Annotated in this window: 18 protein-coding genes; 9 read left to right on the top strand and 9 right to left on the bottom strand. The window is 70.8% G+C overall.

The features are described from left to right. Nucleotides 1-143: 143 nt before the first annotated feature. From E1218_RS19310 to E1218_RS19280, 7 genes are all read right to left on the bottom strand, one after another. A complete protein-coding gene (locus tag E1218_RS19310; RefSeq protein ID WP_233712322.1) occupies nucleotides 144-1,232 on the bottom strand; it encodes a Dyp-type peroxidase in 1,089 nt (362 codons plus the stop codon). 83 nt (nucleotides 1,233-1,315) lie between these two features. Continuing rightward, the gene (locus tag E1218_RS19305) at nucleotides 1,316-1,849 is read right to left on the bottom strand and encodes a copper chaperone PCu(A)C (protein ID WP_132322073.1); all 534 of its coding nucleotides are present in this window, start codon (nucleotides 1,847-1,849) and stop codon (nucleotides 1,316-1,318) included. Between the two features lie 85 nt (nucleotides 1,850-1,934). Then, nucleotides 1,935-4,733 carry a cyanophycin synthetase gene (cphA, locus tag E1218_RS19300; protein WP_132322071.1) on the bottom strand — a complete coding sequence of 933 codons (2,799 nt, stop codon included), beginning with the start codon at nucleotides 4,731-4,733 and terminating at the stop codon, nucleotides 1,935-1,937. Then, a complete protein-coding gene (locus E1218_RS19295) occupies nucleotides 4,730-5,806 on the bottom strand; it encodes a cyanophycinase (protein WP_132322069.1) in 1,077 nt (358 codons plus the stop codon). Before E1218_RS19295 ends, cphA begins: the two co-directional genes overlap by 4 nt. Nucleotides 5,807-5,849: 43 nt before the next feature. Further along, nucleotides 5,850-7,238, bottom strand: coding sequence for a carbohydrate-binding protein (locus tag E1218_RS19290; RefSeq protein ID WP_202866088.1), 1,389 nt, complete (start codon nucleotides 7,236-7,238; stop codon nucleotides 5,850-5,852). 480 nt (nucleotides 7,239-7,718) lie between these two features. Beyond that, nucleotides 7,719-8,936: a phosphoserine phosphatase SerB gene (serB, locus tag E1218_RS19285; protein ID WP_132322067.1), complete on the bottom strand. Its 1,218-nt coding sequence runs from the start codon at nucleotides 8,934-8,936 to the stop codon at nucleotides 7,719-7,721. Nucleotides 8,937-9,046: 110 nt separating this feature from the next. Beyond that, nucleotides 9,047-9,781, bottom strand: coding sequence for a hypothetical protein (locus E1218_RS19280; RefSeq protein WP_132322065.1), 735 nt, complete (start codon nucleotides 9,779-9,781; stop codon nucleotides 9,047-9,049). An 87-nt stretch (nucleotides 9,782-9,868) separates the two neighbouring features. Between E1218_RS19280 and E1218_RS19275 the strand changes: the two genes are divergently transcribed. From E1218_RS19275 to E1218_RS19260, 4 genes are all read left to right on the top strand, one after another. Further along, nucleotides 9,869-10,651 carry an ABC transporter ATP-binding protein gene (locus E1218_RS19275; RefSeq protein ID WP_132322063.1) on the top strand — a complete coding sequence of 261 codons (783 nt, stop codon included), beginning with the start codon at nucleotides 9,869-9,871 and terminating at the stop codon, nucleotides 10,649-10,651. Between the two features lie 189 nt (nucleotides 10,652-10,840). Continuing rightward, nucleotides 10,841-11,368: an NfeD family protein gene (locus E1218_RS19270; protein WP_132322061.1), complete on the top strand. Its 528-nt coding sequence runs from the start codon at nucleotides 10,841-10,843 to the stop codon at nucleotides 11,366-11,368. A 169-nt stretch (nucleotides 11,369-11,537) separates the two neighbouring features. Continuing rightward, nucleotides 11,538-12,761, top strand: coding sequence for an SPFH domain-containing protein (locus E1218_RS19265; RefSeq protein ID WP_233712321.1), 1,224 nt, complete (start codon nucleotides 11,538-11,540; stop codon nucleotides 12,759-12,761). Nucleotides 12,762-12,896: 135 nt separating this feature from the next. Then, nucleotides 12,897-13,643 carry a sulfite exporter TauE/SafE family protein gene (locus E1218_RS19260; protein ID WP_132322059.1) on the top strand — a complete coding sequence of 249 codons (747 nt, stop codon included), beginning with the start codon at nucleotides 12,897-12,899 and terminating at the stop codon, nucleotides 13,641-13,643. Here the strand turns inward: E1218_RS19260 and E1218_RS19255 are convergent. After that, on the bottom strand, nucleotides 13,627-14,277 hold the full coding sequence (locus E1218_RS19255) for a TetR/AcrR family transcriptional regulator (protein ID WP_132322057.1): 651 nt from the start codon (nucleotides 14,275-14,277) through the stop codon (nucleotides 13,627-13,629). The two genes, E1218_RS19260 and E1218_RS19255, sit on opposite strands and share 17 nt — an antisense overlap. Before the next feature lie 51 nt (nucleotides 14,278-14,328). Between E1218_RS19255 and E1218_RS19250 the strand changes: the two genes are divergently transcribed. Both E1218_RS19250 and E1218_RS19245 read left to right on the top strand, forming a co-directional pair. After that, nucleotides 14,329-15,282 (top strand): quinone oxidoreductase family protein, encoded by a 954-nt coding sequence (locus E1218_RS19250; protein ID WP_132322055.1) that lies wholly within the window; start codon nucleotides 14,329-14,331, stop codon nucleotides 15,280-15,282. A 16-nt stretch (nucleotides 15,283-15,298) separates the two neighbouring features. Beyond that, nucleotides 15,299-15,730 carry an organic hydroperoxide resistance protein gene (locus tag E1218_RS19245; RefSeq protein WP_132322053.1) on the top strand — a complete coding sequence of 144 codons (432 nt, stop codon included), beginning with the start codon at nucleotides 15,299-15,301 and terminating at the stop codon, nucleotides 15,728-15,730. A 42-nt stretch (nucleotides 15,731-15,772) separates the two neighbouring features. On the opposite strand, the gene E1218_RS19240 is transcribed toward E1218_RS19245, so the two are convergent. Beyond that, nucleotides 15,773-16,597, bottom strand: coding sequence for a helix-turn-helix domain-containing protein (locus E1218_RS19240; RefSeq protein WP_132322083.1), 825 nt, complete (start codon nucleotides 16,595-16,597; stop codon nucleotides 15,773-15,775). 229 nt (nucleotides 16,598-16,826) lie between these two features. Between E1218_RS19240 and E1218_RS19235 the strand changes: the two genes are divergently transcribed. Genes E1218_RS19235 through E1218_RS19225 form a run of 3 tightly spaced genes read left to right on the top strand, consistent with a single transcriptional unit; the run spans nucleotide 16,827 to nucleotide 19,122 of the window. Beyond that, entirely contained in the window at nucleotides 16,827-17,126 is a 300-nt protein-coding gene (locus E1218_RS19235) for a GNAT family N-acetyltransferase (protein WP_132322051.1), read from the top strand. Next, a complete protein-coding gene (locus tag E1218_RS19230; RefSeq protein WP_132322049.1) occupies nucleotides 17,123-17,659 on the top strand; it encodes a YbaK/EbsC family protein in 537 nt (178 codons plus the stop codon). Before E1218_RS19235 ends, E1218_RS19230 begins: the two co-directional genes overlap by 4 nt. 2 nt (nucleotides 17,660-17,661) lie before the next feature. Continuing rightward, nucleotides 17,662-19,122, top strand: a complete 1,461-nt coding sequence (locus tag E1218_RS19225; protein ID WP_132322047.1) for a cobyric acid synthase — start codon at nucleotides 17,662-17,664, stop codon at nucleotides 19,120-19,122. The last annotated feature ends 2 nt before the right edge of the window (nucleotides 19,123-19,124 follow it).

Below are 19,124 nucleotides of genomic sequence, written 5' to 3'. Positions count from 1 at the left end.
CCCGTACGCCGACCGCTCGAACGACGCCGTCCTGTCGGACGACCTCGACTGGATCGACCGCCCCGAGCCGAAGCGCCGCCTACTCGCCCGCCGTCAGGAACCCGCGTCCTGACCCGCCGCCATCGGCGTCGCAGGGTGACCTGTCAGCTGAGGAGTTCGTGGGCCAGCCAGGAGTCGGCCTGGAATCCCGGGGGAAGGGCGAAGACGGCGGAGCCGATGGTGGTGGTCCAATCGTTCAGGGCGTCGGCCGCGTCGAGGCGGGCGAGCAGCGGGAGGAACTGGCCGGCGACGTCGGCCTGGTGGCTGAGGAAGATCAGGCCGGACTCGCGGGTGGGGCCGTTGTCCTGCACGTAGTTGAGGCCCTTGCGGAAGATGCGGCGACCGTCGTTCACCGAGTGGTGCGAGAGCCGGGCGTGTGAATTCTCCGCGATCACCAGCCGGCCGTCGGCGTCGCGGGCTTGCAGGTCGAGTTCGTCGTGCTCGGCAGAGCCGGTCAGCGGTGCGCCGGTGGACAGTGTGCGGCCGACCGCGCGTTCCTGTTCGGACCGCGTCAGCTCGTCCCAGGCGTCCAGGTTCATCCGGATCCGTCGGACGACGAGCGTAGTCCCGCGGCGAAACCACTCGGGGCCGTCGGACGACCACACGGTGTGGTCGAAGTCCGGTGTGCCGACGGCCGGGTTGCCGGTGCCGTCGACCTGGCCGAAGAGATTGCGTCCGGTGACCGGCCGTCCGTCGGCGCCGGTGCTGTTCCAGAAGCCGGTCTGCCGCCACAGCGGGGTCGCGAACGGCTTCGCGTCCGCCACCAGTCGCCGTACGGCGTGCACCACGCTCACGGCGTCGTCCGCGCCGACCATCACCAGCAGATCGCCGCCGGACCACGCGGGCTCGAGCCGGTCGTGTCTCATCACCGGCAGGTCGTCGAGGCCTGGCGGCTTGTGCCCGGTCAGCTCGAACACCCGGGGACCGAGCCCCACCGTCGTCGTCAGCGCGACGTTCGCCACCGCCAGCTCCGGCGTGCTGTCCCCAGGCGCCGGCCGTCCGTCGGCGAGGGCGACGATGTCGTCGCTCCACAACCGCATCAGCCGTCCGAGTGCGGCCTTGTCCGTCTCCGGCAGCAGGTTCAACGCCACCAACTCGGCGTGCTCGGGCGTCGGCCCCGCGATCGCGGGCTGGTGCTCGCCGTACGGACTGATCGCCCGGACCGGCGGCTGCTGCGGCGCCTCGTTGTCCACAGCAACGATGGCACCACCGGCAGCCGCCCCCACCGCAGCCGCACCGGCAACCCCGAAGAGCTGCCGTCGCGACGGCCTACCGGTCACTTGGCGGCTGGAGTTTCACTCGGGTGGTAGTGCTCTTCCTCCTCGGTGAAAACCTTCACCGGGACGGTCAGGTCGCGGCTGGTGCCGTCCGAGAACTCGAGGGTGAGCGGGACCTCGTCACCCGGCTTCAGCGGCTGCTCGAGACCCATCAGCATGACGTGGTCGCCGCCGGGGGACAGGTGGGTGTGGGAGGCGGCCGGAACGTTGACGCCGCCCGGCTTCTCCCGCATCACCATCGTGCCGTCCTTCATCGCCATCTCGTGCAGCTGCACCATCCCGGCCAGCGGAGAGGTTGCCGACGTCAACCGGATGTCCGCGTCGCCCGGATTGGTCAGCGACATGAACGCCGCCGTCATCGTGGTGTCCTTGGCGCCGACGGTCGCCCGCACCCACGCGTCCTCGATCAGGATTGACGGCGTACTCGCGGCCGCCTGAGTGGTCGCGGGGCCGGCGGAATCCGAGGATCCGCAGGAGGACAGCAGCACGGGGAGGGCGACCGCGAGCGCGGCCGTCAGCAACGTCAGCTTCACGGACAGGCCAACGTCCCCGACGTCGGGTGAGTTCCGCCGACAGGCCGTCCCGGCCGTGTCCCGGATCACCCCGGGGATCTCGCGGTCACTCGGCCGGATCGGCCTCCTCGTCGGGCTGGACGAAGTCCGGGTCACCGCCTTCGTCGCCGGACCGTGCGCCCGCCTGCGCGAGGTGGGACACCGACTCCAGTTCGGCGAGCACCGTCCGGTGCTGGTCGACGCACAGGACGACCAGGTCACCACGGTTGGAACGGGCGAGGGCATGCCGGATCGCGGTCAGCTCGTCCAGCACGATGTCCACCTGGCGGCAGCGGGCGCTGTTCTCCATCGCGGCCCGTACGCCGGCCTCGACCAGCGCGGCCGACTCACCGCGCTTGCGGCCGCGCAGCCGGGCGTCCTCGCGGACGACGACCACGTCGAAGTGCTTGGCCGCGACCTCGCCGAGCTCACGGATGTCGTCGTCGCGCCGGTCGCCCGCGGTCGCGACCACTCCGATCCGCGACGGCCGCCCGAGCTCCGAGGACGCGTGCAGGCTCTCGCCGAGCCGGTCGACGAAGTCGCCGAGCATCCGCATCGCCGGCGCGTTGTGGCAGTAGTCGACGATCACGGTCCGGCCGTCGACGTCGATCTCGTTCAGCCGGCCGGGGGACAGGTAGTACGACGTGTTGAACGTCCGCAGCCCCTGTCGGATGTCGTGCAGCGGTGCCCCCGCGGCGAACGCGGCCGCGGCGGCCGCCATCGCGTTCTGCACGTTCATCATCGCCCGCCCGCCGAACGTTGCCGGCAGCAAGTGCGTCCAGGCGAGCTGCATCGACCGGCGGCCGTGCTTCACCACGATCATGTCGCCCAGCTCCGACCGCTCCAGCACGACGGCCCGGCCACCGCGCCGGCAGTGGCCCTCGATGTAGTCACGGACCTCGCTGCCCGGCTCGGCCATGCTGAACCACACCACCTGGCCGGAGCACTTGCGCCGCATCTTGCGCACCAGCGGGTCGTCCGCGTTCAGTACGGCGTACCCGGTCCGCGGCACGGCCTCGACGAGCACCGCCTTCACGTCGGCCAGCTGCTCGAGCGTGTCCACCCCGCGCAGGCCGAGGTGGTCGGGCTGGATGTTCAAGACCACGGCCACGTCGTTGCGTTCGTAGCCGAGTCCCTCGCGCAGGATCCCGCCGCGGGCGACCTCGAACACGGCGAAGTCGACCCGCGGGTTCTGCAGCACCATCCGTGCCGACTTCGGGCCGGACGCGTCGGCGCGGATCACCAGCCGCTCGTCGATCACGATGCCGTCGGTCGACGTCATCCCGACCTTGCGGCCCATCCCCTTGAAGACGTGGCTGATCATCCGCGACGTGGTGGTCTTGCCGTTCGTCCCGGTCACCGCGACGATCGGGATCCGGCTGGTCGCACCCGGCGGGAACAGCATGTCGACGACCGGCTTGGCGATGTACTGCGGCTCGCCGACCGTCGGGTTGGTGTGCATCCGGAACCCCGGTGCCGCGTTCACCTCGCAGATCGCGCCGCCGGTCTCGCGCACCGGCTGGGTGATGTCCGGGCAGATGAAGTCGATGCCGGCGATGTCCAGCCCGATCATCCGGGCCGCCTCCTCGGCGATCTCGACGTTCTCCGGGTGCGCCTCGAAGGTGCGGTCGATCGAGATGCCGCCGGTGGACATGTTCCCGGTCAGCGTCAGCTTGACCATGGTGTCCTCGGGCGGGACGTCGTCCAGCTCGAAGCCCTGGCCGCGGAGCAGCTCCCGGGCCGCGTTGTTGATCGTGATCCGGGTCAGGATCTTCTCGTGCCCGACGCCGCGGCGCGGGTCGGCGTTGGTGATCTCGACCAGCTCGGCGACCGTGTGCACGCCGTCGCCGACCACGTGCGCCGGCACCCGCTCGGCGATCGCCTCCATCCGGCCGTTGATGATCAGGCAGCGGTAGTCCTTGCCGGTGACGAAGTTCTCCACGATCACCCAGCCGCGCCGGGATTGCTCGGCCGCGACCGGGAAGGCCTTTCGGACCGCGTCCGCGTCCTGCAGGTTCAGGCAGACACCGCGCCCGTGGTTGCCGTCGAGCGGCTTGCAGACGACCGGATACCCGATCTTGCCGGCGACGGTCACCGCCTCCTCGACCGTGCGGACCGACTCCGACCGCGGCACCGGCAGGCCGGCCGACGCGAGCAGCCGCGTGGTCAGGTCCTTGTCGCTGGCGATGTCGACCGCGATCGACCCGGTCTCCGACGTCATCGTCGCCCGGATCCGCTTCGCGTGCACGCCCTGGCCGAGCTGGACCAGGCTGGCCTTGTTCAGCCGGATCCACGGGATGTCGCGGGACACGGCCTCGTCCACGATCGCCTGGGTCGACGGGCCGAACGCGGCCCGCTCGGCCTGCTTGATGTACTTCTCCAGCTCGGTGGTGAAGTCGAACTCCGGGTCCGGCTGCACCAGGTGGTTGACGAACCGGACGGCGAGCTCACCGGCGGACAGCCCGACGAACTCGTCGGCATACGAGTAGGTGATGTTGTAGCGGCCCGGGATGCCCTTGACCTGGCGGGTCTTGCCGCGCCGCATGTCGTGGCCGGCCTCCTGCTGGAGCTGCAGCGCGACGTGCTCGGCGATGTGGCCGAGCCAGGTGCCCTCGTGCAGCCGCTCGATGAAGCCGCCCCTGCGGCCGCGCGAGCAGTGGTGCTGGTCCAGCCTGGGCAGGAGCTCGAGCAGTTGCTCGGAGAAGCCGGGGATGGCGTTGGACGGGAAGTTCTCCAGCGAACCGAGGTCGACGACCAGGTGGATGGCCGGCTCGTAGCTCCACACGTTCGGCCCGCGGTAGACGCGGGTCTCGATGATCTTCAGGTCCGGGCTGGGGATGCCCTGCGTGGGGGCGTTGTCGGTCATTCAGTCCCACTGTCTGATTGCGTTGCGGGCAGGTCGGGGGTGGCGAGTTCGGCGCCGGCCGTGATCGGCTCGGTCGCCTCCGGTCTGGACTCCCCGGCGGCCGCGGGTCTCTTCGCCGTGCGGCGACCCGCACGCCGCTTGCGGTCCGCGTAGTACCTGGGTGACACCCCCTCGGCGGCGATCTCCTTGGCCAGCTTCCGCAGGTCGGCCTCGGCGGCCTCCATCTCGGCGATCTCCTCGGCCGGTGGCTGCGGTCCGTACGACAGCAGCACCCGCGCCTGCAGGTCGAACGTCGCCGTCGCGGGCAACACGTGCAGGACGACGCCTGACGCGAGGATCGGCTCGGAACGTTTGGTGGAGTGGGCGTTGGACGTGATCCGGCTGCCGTCGAAGATCGTCACCGCGCCGCGGCCGACGACCTCGAGGTGGGTGCCGCGGACGACGGCCGCGGTGTCCTCGTCGATGCCGATCCCGAGCAGCCCTGGGGACTGGGCGACCAGCGACAGCAGCCGGCCGTACCGGTTCCGCTGGGCGAAGTGCTGGTCGACGATCGCGCCCTGAACCAGGCCGAGGCCGCCGGCGAGTTGACTCATCCGCTGCCGCGGGGTCGCGCCCGACCGGCCGAACGCGATCATGTGCTCGGCCAGGATGCTGGCCCCGGCCGACGTACCTCCGACCGCCGCACCGCGCGTGTGCGCCGCGGTGATCGCGCGGCCGAACGCCGTACCGGTGACGACACCGGCCAGCTTCAGCTGGTTGCCGCCGGTCATGAAGATCCCGGTGGCGTCGTCCAACGGCTCGAGGAACGCCGGGTCGTCGGCGTCCTCCCGGGTCTCCGGCCGGACGCCGACGACGCTCTCGGCTCCGAGGGCGGCGAACAGCGCGTGGTAGACGTCGACGATGTCCGGCCCGAGCGCGGACGCGGTCGGCACGACCACGATCCGCGCCCTCGGCCCGCCGGCGGCCTCGACGAACTCCTGCAGCACCGTGCGCTTCTTCAGCTTGTCCTCGGCGCCGCCGATGGCGAACAGGGCCCCCGGCCCGCTGCTCACCCCACCCTGCTGTTCAGACATAGCCGAAGGATAGGTGGTCAGCCCCTCCCGGGCCGCAATCCGGTCAGCGGGCGAAGGTGAACCAGTTGACGTTGACGAAGTCGGCGGGCTGGCCGCTGGTGAAGGTGAGGTAGACGTCGTGGACGCCGGTGACACCGGAGATGTTGGCCGGAACCGATCGCCAGGACTGCCAGCCGCCGGTGTTGGCGATGGCGAAGCTGCCGATCGGGGCGTTCGAGCGGCTGTCCAGGCGAACTTCGACCAGACCGCTGACACCGCCCGCGGCACCGGACGCGACCCGGCCGACGAACTGCGTCGCGGCCGTGCTGCCGAAGTCGAGGCCGCGGTAGAGCGCCCAGTCGCCGTTGCCGATCTGCATCAGGTTCTGACCGCCGCCGGTGTCGCTGGTGGTCTCGACGCCGATCGTGGCCCGCTGGGTCGACGTCTCGGCCTCGATGGTGCTGTAGGCGCTGCCGCCACCGGGAGGCGGTGTCGTCGGAGGAGTGGTGCCGCCGCCCTTCGCGGTGACCGCGACGTAATCGACGATCATCGGGTGCCCAGGAACGGTCTCGGGTCGCGGCGTCGGCCCGTTCAGCGCGTCCGGGAAGGCGCCGCCGATGGCGACGTTCAGCAGGATGAAGTAGCCGGCGTGCGAGGTCATGTTCGTCCACGTGTCGGCCGGCAGTTGGCCCTGGCTGACCGAGTGGTACTGCTGCCCGTCGACGTACCAGCGCAACTGGTTCGGCGAGATGCTGGTGTCCCACTCGAACCGGTAGGTGTGGAAGGCGGACTGACAGGACGCGCCCGGGCAGACGCGACTGGCGCCGAGGCCGCTGGTCTCGTTGCAGGGGCCGCCGGGGTTCACCCCGCAGTGCAGCACACCCCAGACCGAGTTGATCCCGTTGACGTTCTCCATGATGTCGAACTCGCCGATGCCCGGCCAGTTCCAGTAGTTCCCCCGGTACGGCGCGCCCAGCGCCCAGAACGCCGGCCAGTAGCCGAGGGCCGCGGTGCCGGTGACGTTCGGCATCTGGAGCCGGCTCTCGATCGCGAGCACCCCGCCGCTCGGCGGCTTGAAGTCGGCCCGCTGGGTCTCGATCCGGGCCGACGTCCAGTTGCCGGCCGCGTCCCGGCGGGGGGTGATCCGGAGATTGCCGGTGCCGTCGAGGGCGAGGTTGTTCGTGCTGCTGGTGTAGTTCTGGATCTCGCCCGTACCCCAGTTGCCGGGGCCGCCGGGGTAGCCGTGACCGGTGTCGATGATCCAGTTGGCGCTCGACGGCAGCGTGCCGCCGGGGCCGTCGAAGTCGTCACTCCAGACGGCCGTCCAGCCGTCACCGGGTGGCGGGACGCTTGCCTGGGCGGCGTCCGAACGGGCGCCGCCGACGGCGCCGGCCACGGCACCGGTGACCAGGAGTGGGGCGAGCAATGCGGCGATCATGGGGCGGAAACGCATAGCGACCTCCAGGGGTTGGTGAGGTCAATGTGAGCGCTCTCATAGCGAAGTGTCAACACTTCGTCACGGTCCGGTCCGGCTCAGCCTCTCGAGCGGTACACCGTCGTACTGTGGCGGACGCGCATGCCGAGGCGCTCGTACATCCCGAGCGCACCGGTGCCGGAACGGGTCCACAAGATGCAGTCTCGACGGCCCAGCCGATGAACTCCGCGCACGCCTGGTCGAGCATCGCCCGGGCGATGCCATGGCCGCGCCGACCAACTCGTCCCCGGCGAACGCCAGCACGGACGCGCCAAGCCGCAAGGTCGACCGTTCCACGCTCGCCCGGGCCCACTCGTCGTACGACTTGCGCCGCGGCTGTGCCACTCGGTCTCGGCGGCCGCCGTCAGCCGGCGGATCGGTGCGGCATCGTCCTGTGCCGCGGGGCGGGACCGTGCGGAAGCATGGGGCGATCATCGCTCACCCCAGGGAGCACACCCGTCAGGCCGGGTTGTCCGCGTCGGCGGCTTCCACTTCCTCGCGGCTGATGCCGAGCAGGTAGAGGATGGTGTCCAGGTACGGGACGCTCAGGTGGGTGTCGGCCGCCTCGCGGACGACCGGCTTGGCGTTGAACGCCACCCCGAGACCGGCGGCCGCGAGCATGTCCAGGTCGTTGGCGCCGTCGCCGATCGCGACCGTCTGCGACAGCGGCGTACCGGACTTCTCGGCGAACCGGCGCAGCGCGACCGCCTTGCCGGCCCGGTCGACGATGTCGCCGACCACGCGGCCGGTCAGCCTGCCGTCGACGATCTCCAGCTGGTTCGCCGCGGCGTAGTCGATGCCGAGGTCCGCGGCCAGCTTGTCGGTGATCTGGCTGAAGCCGCCGCTGACGATCGCGAACTGGTACCCGAGCCGCTTCAGCGTCCGTACCAGCGTGCGCGCGCCGGGCGCCAGCTGGATCGCCCGGTACACCTCGTCGAGCGCGGACTCGGGCAGCCCTTCGAGCTGGGCGACCCGGTGGTGCAGGGACTCGGCGAACTCCAGCTCCCCGCGCATCGCCTGTTCGGTGACCGCGGCAACCTCCTCGAGCCGGCCGGCGTGCCCGGCCAGCATCTCGATCACCTCGCCCTGGATCAGCGTGGAGTCGACGTCCATCACGATCAGCCGCTTGGCCCGCCGGTACAGCCCGCCCGCCTGCACCGCGACGTCGAGCCGCTGCCGGACGCCCTCCAGCGCGAGCACCGTCCGCAGCGCCTCCGGATCGGCACCGGAGACGGCGATCTCCATCGCGGTCACCGGGTAGCGGGCCATCCGGCTGATCCGGTCGATGTTCGCGCCGGTGTCGGCGATCCGGCCGGCGATCGCGGCCAGTCCGGCGGCCGGCAGCGGGTGCCCGATCACCGTCACCTGGCTGCGGCCCTTGCGCCGGGGCTCGTTGTCGCCGATGCCCTTCTTCACCGAGATGTCCACGTCGAGGACGGTCTCGAGCGCCTTCAGCTCCTCCTTCAGCGTCTTGTGGTCGCGCGGCGCGGAGACGAGCACCCCGAGGACCAGGCGGCCCCGGAGGACGACCTGCTCGGCGTCGATCACCTCGAGTCCGCGGGTGGCCAGCGTCGAGAGCACAGCGGAGGTCAGGCCCGGGCGGTCGGTTCCGGTCAGCGTGACCAGCAGCGTCGGGCGATCGGGCGAGGGCGTCTCGAGCTCAGCCTGTCCTGTCATGGCAGCACGAACGCTACCCAAGTCACCGCAGCGACGGCCGTCCGGTCCACATCGCAGGCGTGAACGGACGGCGATCTCGGGTACCCGCCGGGCGGCGACAGGCGCCGGGGTCAGCCGGGCACGGGTGGTGCGCAGGCGGCGACCAGGGCGCGTCGGGCCGCGGCCGCGAGGTCGAGCAGTGTCCGCCGCCGGGCGTCGGCCTCGGCACCGGTGACCGCGGCACCGTCGTCCTCGAGCGCCGCGTCGGCGATCGCCAGGCACCGCCGGGCGGTCGCCGCGGCCTTGACCGCCCGCGGTTGGTAGCCGGGGGCAAGGTCGTCGTTGCGGCCGCTGCCGATCTTGCGGATGTCGATCAGCGCGTCCGCGATCTCCGGCTTCCACCGCGCGACGTCCAGCGCCGCCAGCGACTCGGCCGCGTCGATCAACGCCATCCGCAGGCCGCGGTCGGCCTCGCCGAAGTCGGCCGGCATCGGGCTGGTGGCCGTCAGCGCGGTCCACTGCACGGCCGGACCGACGTACGCCGGAACGAGGCCGATGCCGGCGCCCGTCAGGACGACCGCCTCGCCGGACTCCAGCGCGGCCTCGTTGAAGGTCGGCGGGCCGGCCAGGCCGATCGGGTCGCCGGGGATCGGCAGCGCCAGGTGCGCCTGCGTCGTCCCGGTCGCGCGCAGCAGGTTGAGCGCCACCGGCAGCGTGGCCGGCTCCGGATGCGCGGTCAGCCCGGCGACGTGGTGCCCGACGTCGTCGCCGAGGATCTGGTGGGCAGCCGTGTCCGGATCGCAGGCACCGGTCAGCATCGCGTTGCTCCAGACGGTGAACCGAACCGAGGCGGAGGTCGTCAGCACGCCCGCCAGTCTCCCACCACGCGGCAGGCCGGACGACATCAGCAGGCCGCGCGCGGATGTGCGGGGGCGACCCCGTAGGTTTTGGGCATGACTGCAGTGGTGGAGCTGGCCGGGGTGTCGATCGTTCGTGGTGAGGCGCGGCTGCTCGACGGGATCGACTGGACCGTCGACGAGGCCGACCGCTGGGTGGTGATCGGCCCGAACGGCGCCGGCAAGACGACGCTGCTGCAGATCCTCGCGGCCCAGATCCACCCGACCGCCGGCGTGGCCGGCCTGCTCGGTGAGGTGCTCGGCGCGGTCGACGTGTTCGAGCTGCGGCCGCGGATCGGACTCACCAGCGCCGCTCTGGCCGATCGCCTGCCCCGCGGCGAACGGGTCGCGGACGTCGTCGTCTCGGCGTCGTACGCGGTTCTCGGACGGTGGCGGGAGGAGTACGACGACCTGGACCACCAGCGGGCCGGGGAGTTGCTGACCGAGCTCGGCATCGGCCACCTCGGCGACCGGACGTTCGGCACGCTGTCCGAGGGAGAGCGCAAGCGGGTGCAGATCGCCCGCGCGCTGATGACCGATCCCGAGCTGATGCTGATGGACGAGCCCGCGGCCGGCCTCGACCTGACCGGCCGGGAGCAGCTGGTCCGGTCGCTCAGCTCGATCGCGACCGCGGTCGGCGCGCCGGCGATGGTCCTCGTCACCCACCACGTCGAGGAGATCCCGCCCGGCTTCAACCACGCCCTGCTGCTGAAGCAGGGCCGGATCGTCGCCGCCGGCCCGATGGACGAGGCCCTCACCTCCGAGACCCTCAGCGAAACCTTCGAGCTGGCCCTGTCCCTCAAGCAGGAGGACAACCGCTACACCGCCCGAGCCCTCTGACGTCCTACTTCTGATGGGTGAGCCCACCAGAGGGTGGGTTGACCACCCGAATTCCCGGATGCCAACCCACACTCTGGTGGGCCGACCCACGAGGGTGTGGGCGGATCCGGCGGGAGTCTTGGTACGTCGATAGGTTGTCGGAACCGCGGGTGTCGTGTCTGGAGCCCTCAACCTGGATAGGCTTGGCAGATGATGGATTGGCTGCGGGACAACATCTGGGCGGCATGGCTGACAGTGGCCGCCGTCCTCGGTCTGGCCGAACTGGCTTCGCTCGACTTCACCTTGTTGATGCTGGCGGCCGGCGCGCTCACCGCCGCCGGGATCGCGGTCGTCTTCCCGGGGCTGCTCTGGCTGCAGATCGTCGTCGGGCTGATTACGGCCGCGGCCATGCTGGTGGCCATCCGTCCGTTGCTGGCGCGCAAGTTCCATCACTCCGGCGAGCTGAAGACCGGCTCGGCGCACGTCATCGGCCGGACCGGCACCGTGGTCAAGGAGATCCACCCGGACGGCGGCGGCTCGATCCGGCTTGGCACCGACCTCTGGACGGCCCGCCCGTTCGACGAGGTGTCCACGATCGCGCCGGGGACGCGGGTGGAGATCATGTCGGTCGACGGCGCCACCGCCGTCGTCTACCCGGTCGGCGACTCACTCCATCAACTGCCCGACCCGCAACCGACCCGCCAGGATCCGAACCCGACCGACCCGCCACAGAGCTGAGCGGCGTCATCCCGGTTGAGTGACCGGGGGAGCGCAGTACTGTCGGAAGCAGGGACGACAGAAGTCCCTGCACGATCAGGCAGCCGACGCGCCGTGGAACCGGCACGCCGAGTGGACCGTCGATAGGAAAGACTGTCCGTCCTGAGGGTTCTGTCGAGTGGAGGGTCCAGTGACCGCGTTCCTCGTAGTACTGGCAGTGGTCGCCTTGCTGGTGATCGTCACGTTGGTCAAGTCGGTGCGGGTGGTGCAGCAGCAGACCGTCGGGATCGTCGAACGGTTCGGCAAGTTCAAGACCGGGTTGCAGCCGGGCCTGAATCTGCTGACCCCGTTCGTCGACAAGGTCCGCTACACCATCGACATGCGCGAGCAGGTGGTCGCGTTCCCGCCGCAGGGCGTCATCACCGAGGACAACCTGATGGTGTCGATCGACTCCGTCATCTACTTCCAGGTGAACGACCCGGTCCGGGCGACGTACGAGATCTCCAACTACATCCAGGCGATCGAGCAGCTGACCATGACGACGCTGCGCAACATCATCGGTGGCATGGACCTGGAGCAGACGCTGACGTCGCGCGAGGAGATCAACGAGAAGCTCCGGTACGTGCTGGACGAGGCGACCGGCAAGTGGGGCATCCGGGTCAACCGGGTCGAGCTCCGCTCGATCGACCCGCCGCCGTCGATCCAGGACTCGATGGAGAAGCAGATGCGCGCCGACCGCGACAAGCGCGCGGCGATCCTGACCGCCGAGGGCATGCGGCAGTCCGCGGTGCTCTCGGCCGAAGGCCAGAAGCAGTCCGCGATCCTCACCGCCCAGGGTGACAGGGAGTCCCGGATCCTGCGGGCGCAGGCCGAGCGGGAGGCCCGGATCCTCAAGGCGCAGGGTGAGGCCCAGGCCATCACCACCGTCTTCAACGCGATCCACGCCGGCAAGCCGGACCAGGGCCTGCTCGCCTACCAGTACCTGCAGATGCTGCCGTCGATCGCCCAGGGCGACGCGAACAAGCTGTGGATCGTGCCGAGCGAGATCGGCGACGCGCTCAAGGGTCTCGGCAGCGCGGTCGGCCAGGTCGCCGGCATTCCGCAGAAGGCCGAGGGGTCGTGGGAGGCGCCGGAGCTCGCCAACGGTGAGGTCCCGGCGATCGACAGCGGTTCGGAAGCGACGCCGGACGCGGCCGTGGCCGAGGCCGACAACGCGGTCGCCGAGGCGATCGCGGCCGCGCAGAACGCGGCGGTCAGCGCCCGCGGCCAGCAGCAGACGCCGCCCTCGGTCGGCCAGAACCCGGTCGGCCAGAAGCCGGCCGGTCAGGACCAGGCCGGTCAGGACCCGGCCGGTCAGAAGCCGGCCGGCCAGACTCCGGAGCCGCCATCGCCCGAGCCGCCGCTCGAGCGCTGAGCAGCCGAAGCAGAGCAGTCGAAGCCGCCCCGGGTCGCCGGGGCGGCTTGCTGTTGTGACACCACCGAAACCTGCCTGCTCAACGGCCGGACCGATGAGCGGATCCGCCGGTCAGGTGCGTAAAGTCTGGCAGCGATGACATGGTTCGAGGCGCTGTTCGTCCTGGTGGCAGGGGTTGGCGCGGGCACGATCAACGCCGTGGTGGGGTCGGGCACGTTGCTGACCTTCCCCGCCCTGCTCGCCGTCGGCATTCCGCCGGTGCTGGCGAACGTGAGCAACAGTGTCGGTCTGGCCCCCGGTACGGCGGCCGGAGCGATCGGCTACCGGCGTGAGCTCGAGGGCCAGCGCGGCCGGATGATCCGGCTGATCCCGGCCTCGCTGATCGGCGGTGTCGTCGGCGCCGTGCTGCTGCTGACATTGCCCGACTCCGCGTTCCACGCCGTCGTCCCGGTGCTGATCCTGCTCGGGTGCCTGCTGGTCGCACTGCAGCCGTGGCTGAAGAATTGGATCAGCGTCCCCTCGCACACCCACCGCGGCGCCTGGTGGGTGATCCCGGCGGTTTTTGCCACCGGCATCTACGGCGGGTACTTCGGCGCCGCGCAAGGCGTGCTGCTGATGGCCATCCTCGGTCTCGGCCTGGACCCGGACCTGCAGCGGATGAACGGCCTGAAGAACGTGCTCGCGACCTTCGTGAACACGGTCGCGGCGGTGCTGTTCATCATCGTCGCCGACGTCGACTGGCTGGCCGCCGGCCTGATCGCGGTCGGGTCGACCGTCGGCGGCTTCCTCGGCGCGCGCTACGGCCGGCGGCTCCCGCCGGTCGCGCTGCGCGCGCTGATCGTCTGCATCGGCGTCGTCGCCATCGTCACGATGGTGTTCTGACCCGCAGCCCGGCCAGCAGCAGGTCCAGGCCGTAGTCGAACTGCTCGTCGCCGCCGGTCGTCCTGGCCAGCTCGGGCGCCAGCTCGACGACCGTCGGGAACTCCCGCGCGGACAGCGACTCCATCGTCGTCCGCAGCCGCCGCCAGGCCTCCGGATCCCGGCGCTCGGCGGCCATCTGGATCTCCCAGGACGTTGCTCCGAGCACGTAGGTGAACAGGGTGGTGTGCGTCCGCGCCGCGACCTCCGGCTCGAACCCCGCGTTCCGCAGGACACCGAGCAGCCCCTCGGCGACCCGGGCGGTCTCGTGGCCGCTCAACGGGCGGCCGGCCAGTAGTTGCGCGAGGCAAGGATGTTGGAGCATCAGCAGCCGCAGGCCCCGGCAGACCGAGCGCACCTGGTCGGGCCAGGCCGCGTCCTCCGGTACGGCGGGCAGCAGAGCCATCAGGTGGTCGCGGACAGCGTCGTACAGGTCGTTCTTGTTGCGGAAGTAGGTGTAGAGCGCCATCGGGCCGACGCCGAGCTCCGCGGCCACGCCGCGCAGGCTGAAGCCGTCGGTGCCCTTGCACTCCATCAAATCCAGTGCGGTCCGCACGATCAGCTCGGAGCTGAGCGTGTTGCGCGGTGTCCTCGCCATGTGACGCACCTCCCGTCGATCTCCGATAACGTACAGTGTATAGTACGGTGTATGCGAGCCATTCAGATCACCGAGTTCGGCGGGCCCGAGGTGCTCGAGGTCAGCGACGTCCCGGAGCCGGCCGCCGCTGACGGGCAGGTCCTGATCACCGTCGATCGCGCGGGCATCAACTACGCGGACACGCACCAGGTGGAGAACTCGTACCTCTCCCGGACCGTGCTGCCGTTGATCCCGGGCGGCGAGGTCGTCGGCCGGACCGGTGACGGCCGCCGGGTCGTCGCGCTGGTCGGGTCCGGCGGCTATGCCGAGAGGGCGGTCGCGCACGCGCCGTACGTCTGGGAGGTTCCGGAAGGCGTGAGCGACGGGCAGGCGCTTGCGCTGGTGCTCCAGGGCACGACGGCGTGGCACCTGCTGCGGACGTCGACGCATCTGCGGTCCGGTGAATCAGTGCTCGTGCACGCCGGCGCCGGTGGCGTCGGGTCCCTCGCCGTTCAGCTCGCCAAGCTGTGGGGCGCCGGCCGCGTGATCGCCGCCGCGTCCACCGACGAGAAGCGCAAACAGGTGCTCGAGCTCGGCGCCGACGCCGCCGTCGACGGTACGCCGGACGGCCTCAAGGACCGCATCCTCGAGGCGAACGCCGGCAAGCCGGTCGACATCGTGCTGGAGATGGTCGGCGGGCCGGCGTTCGACGAGTCGTTCGCGGCGCTCGCCCGGTTCGGCCGCCTCGTCACCTTCGGTGCCGCGTCCCGGCAGGCGGCCGCGCCGATCGACGCGAGCCGGCTGATGAAGGGCTCGAAGACCATCGCCGGATTCTGGCTGGCCGACTGCTTCCGCGAGCCCGCGCTGCTCGGTGACCCGCTGGCCGAGCTGTTCGACCTGACCGCGAACGGCACGTTGCGCCCGATCGTCGGCGGCGAGTACCCGCTGTCCGAGGCGGCCACCGCACACGCAGACCTCCGGGCTCGCCGCACCGTCGGCAAGCTCGTGCTCGACCCCACCCGCTGACTCCCCGGAGATCCCTGTGACCATCGCAGTAGAGAAGGTTCTGTACACCGCCAAGGCCACCGCCCAGGGCGGTCGTGACGGCAAGGTCGCCAGCAACGACGGCAAGCTCGACGTGGTCGTCGCGCCGCCGGTCGAGATGGGTGGCGACGGTAAGGGCACCAACCCGGAGCAGCTGTTCGCGGCCGGGTACGCGGCCTGTTTCCACAGCGCGCTCACAGTGATCGCGCGCCGGTCCCGCCAGGACGCCGAGGGATCGACCGTGACGGCCGAGGTCGGCATCGGCCCGATCAACGGCGGTGCCGGCTACGGGCTGGAGGTCGTGCTCGAGGTCAGCCTGCCGGGTACCGACCGGGGCGCCGCCGAGGAGCTGGTCGCCAGGGCGCACGAGGTCTGCCCGTACTCCAACGCCACCCGCGGCAACCTGAAGGTCGACCTCCGGGTCGTCTGAGCGTCGCACCTGAGCCCCTGGGATCCTGACGGTCCCGGGGGCTCAGTCCATTCTGGCCAGTGCACCCTTCAGCAAGTTCTCGGTCTGCGACACCGGCGCCGCCGCGATGGTGAGCGCCTCCATGATGGCGACGTACTCGTCGACCTCGTCGAGCTTGTCGAGGTAGAGCGCGCTGGCGGCGTGCTCGATGTACACGATGTCCGGCAGGTCGCCGTCGGGGAACCGCAACAGGCTGAACGCACCGCCCGCGCCCGGGTAGCCGACGCTGCTGAACGGCATCACCTGCAGGGTGATGTTCGGCTGCTGGGCCCACTTCATCAGGTGCTCGATCTGGGCCCGCATGATCTCCTCGCCGCCGACCGGGCGGCGCAGCACGGACTCGTCGATGACCACCCAGAGGCGGGCCGGGTTCGCCCGGGTGAGGATCTGCTGCCGGGCCACCCGCAGCGCGACGCGCTGCTCGATCTCGTCGTTCGGCAGGTACGCCCGGCCCATCTGGACGACCGCGCGGGCGTACTCCTCGGTCTGCAGCAGGCCCGGAACGAACATCACCTCGTAGGTCCGGATCAGCGTCGCCGCGACCTCCAGGCCGACGTAGTTGGTGAACCAGGTCGGCATCACGTCGCCGTACCGCGACCACCAGCCGGGGTTGTTCGCCGCCCGGGCGAGCTCCATCAGCCGGAAGCGCTCCTGCTCGTCCGTCATCCCGTAGAGCTCGAGCAGGTCGCTGACGTCGCGTTCCTTGAACCCGACCCGGCCGAGCTCCATCCGGCTGACCTTGGACTCGGAGGCGCGGATCTGCCAGCCGGCGTCGGCGCGGCTGATCCCGGCCTGCTCCCGCATCCGCCGCAGCTGTCCGCCGAGCATGATCCGGAGAGCGGTCGGTCCGCCGTCTCCACCCGCCACCGTCAAATCCTCACCCACGTCCTCTCTCTGCCCGGGGTAGACAGGGGCAGCCCGTGCCCGTCCCCACACCCATTTCAGCCCGCGATGCTACCGCCTGTCCACGGCAACAGGCTGTCGGCGGTCGACAAGTTCGCCCCGGTGCGCCGACACGCCGGGCCGGTCCGTGGAACCGGCCTCTAGAGTGGCTGGCATGGAGAACGAGATCAGCGTGGTGGACGCCAAGGAGCGGAGCCGGTACGAGGCGGTCGACGGGGACGGCAACCTGATGGGCTTCGTGGACTACAAGCTGTATTCCGACGTGATCGCCTTCCTGCACGCCGAGACGCTGCCCGAGTTCCGCGGCCGTGGCGTGGCCGGCCGGATCGCGACCAAGTCGCTGGACGACGCCCGGGACGCCGGGCTGCGGGTCAAGCCGGCCTGCCCGTACTACCAGGACTTCCTCGCCGAGCACACCGAGTACGCCGACCTGGTCAAGCGAGCCGGCGAGTGACCGGGCCGGTACTGGGCAAGCTCGAGTGGCGGCCCGCCGCCGAGGTGCCGGAGTTGCTGGCGGCGCCCGTCCGGGCCGGTCTCGGCGCGATCCCGGGGTACGCGGCACCGATCGATCCGGGCCTGGCCGACACGGCCGCCTTCTGCGCGGAGTACGACGTACCGATGGCCGCGTCGGCGAACTGCGTGATCGTCCACGGCAAGCGGGCCGGTGAGTCGACGTACGCCGCGGTGATGGTGCTCGCGACCCACCGGGCCGACGTGAACGGCGTGATCCGCAAGCACCTCGGCGTCCGGAAGATCTCGTTCGCCGCCCAGGACGACGCGGTCGGCTCGACCGGCATGGAGTACGGCGGCATCACGCCGATCGGACTGCCCGCCGACTGGCCGGTCCTGGTCGACGAGGCGGTCGCGAACGCCGGACCGGTGGTGATCGGCAGCGGCGTCCGCGCGTCGAAGCTGCTCGTCGACGGCGCCGACCTCGCCAGGCTGCCGACCGCCGATGTGCTGAAGCTCGCGGCTCCCGCTGACTGACCGTGGGCTCTTTGCTGATCGCCGGTACGACGTCCGACGCGGGGAAGACGACCGTGGTCACCGGGTTGTGCCGGTGGCTGGCGCGGCAGGGTGTCCGGGTGGCGCCGTACAAGGCGCAGAACATGTCGAACAACTCGATGGTCTGCGCGGACGGCGCCGAGATCGGCCGGGCGCAGTGGATCCAGGCGGTGGCCGCCGGCGCGGAGCCGGAGGCCGCGATGAACCCGGTGCTGCTCAAACCAGGCAGCGACCGCCGCAGCCATGTCGTGCTGATGGGGGAACCGTGGGGCGAGCTTTCCGCCCGCGGTTTCCTCACCGAGCGGGCCGAGCTGGCGAAGGCGGCGTTCGCGGCGTACGACGATCTGGCAACGCGGTACGACGTGGTGATCAGCGAGGGTGCGGGCAGTCCGACCGAGATCAACCTGCGGCAGTCCGACTACGTGAACATGGGCCTCGCCCAGCACACCCGGTCGCCGGTGGTGGTGGTCGGCGACATCGATCGTGGTGGGGTGTTCGCCTCGATGTTCGGTACGGTCGCGTTGCTCGACGCCGCGGACCAGGCGTTGATCAGCGGATTCCTGGTGAACAAGTTCCGCGGTGACGTGTCGCTGCTGCAGCCGGGGATCGACATGCTCAGCTCGGTGACCGGCCGGCCGACGTACGGCGTCCTCCCGTGGTTGCCCGAGCTGTGGCTGGACTCCGAGGACGCCCTGGACATCCCGGTACGCCGGACGTCGGCGGCGGACGTGCTGACGATCGCGGTCGTGCGCTTCCCGCGGATCAGCAATTTCACCGACCTGGACGCGCTCGCGGTCGAGCCTACGAACAGCGTGTTCTTCACGGCGAGCCCGGCCGAGGTGCGGGACGCCGATCTCGTCGTCCTCCCGGGGTCGCGGGCGACCGTGGCGGACCTGCGGTGGATGCGGGAGCAGGGGCTCGCCGACGCGGTCACCGCTCGGGTCGCCGCGGGTCGGCCCGTGCTCGGGATCTGCGGTGGGTATCAGCTGCTCGGCGGTGCGATCGAGGATCCGCACGGGGTCGAGGGCGGCGGTGAGCACACCGGGCTCGAATTGTTGCCGGTTGCAACGGTGTTCGAGCCGGCGAAGGTGCTGACCAGGCCGGCACCGACGGCGTACGAGATCCACCACGGCGTGGTGACGGCGACCGGGGACGCCGCGGCCTTCCCCGGCGGGTGCCGGGCCGGGAACACCTGGGGCACGATCTGGCACGGGCTGCTCGACGACGACGCGGCGCGGCACGCGTTCCTGACCGAGGTCGCCGGGCTGACGGGGAAACCGGCGCCCGACGGCACGGTCTCGTTCGCCGCTGTCCGGGAGGCGCGCCTCGACGGGCTCGCCGACGCGATCGACTCCCACGTCGACACGGCCGCGCTGATGGCCCTGATCGAGCGCGGGCCGGCCACGCCGCCGTTCGTCCCACCCGGAGCACCGAAAACTGTCTGATG

Origin of the sequence: Kribbella turkmenica, from assembly GCF_004348725.1 — a bacterium.
GTDB lineage: Bacteria > Actinomycetota > Actinomycetes > Propionibacteriales > Kribbellaceae > Kribbella > Kribbella turkmenica.
This window is presented reverse-complemented; position numbering and strand designations above follow the sequence as displayed.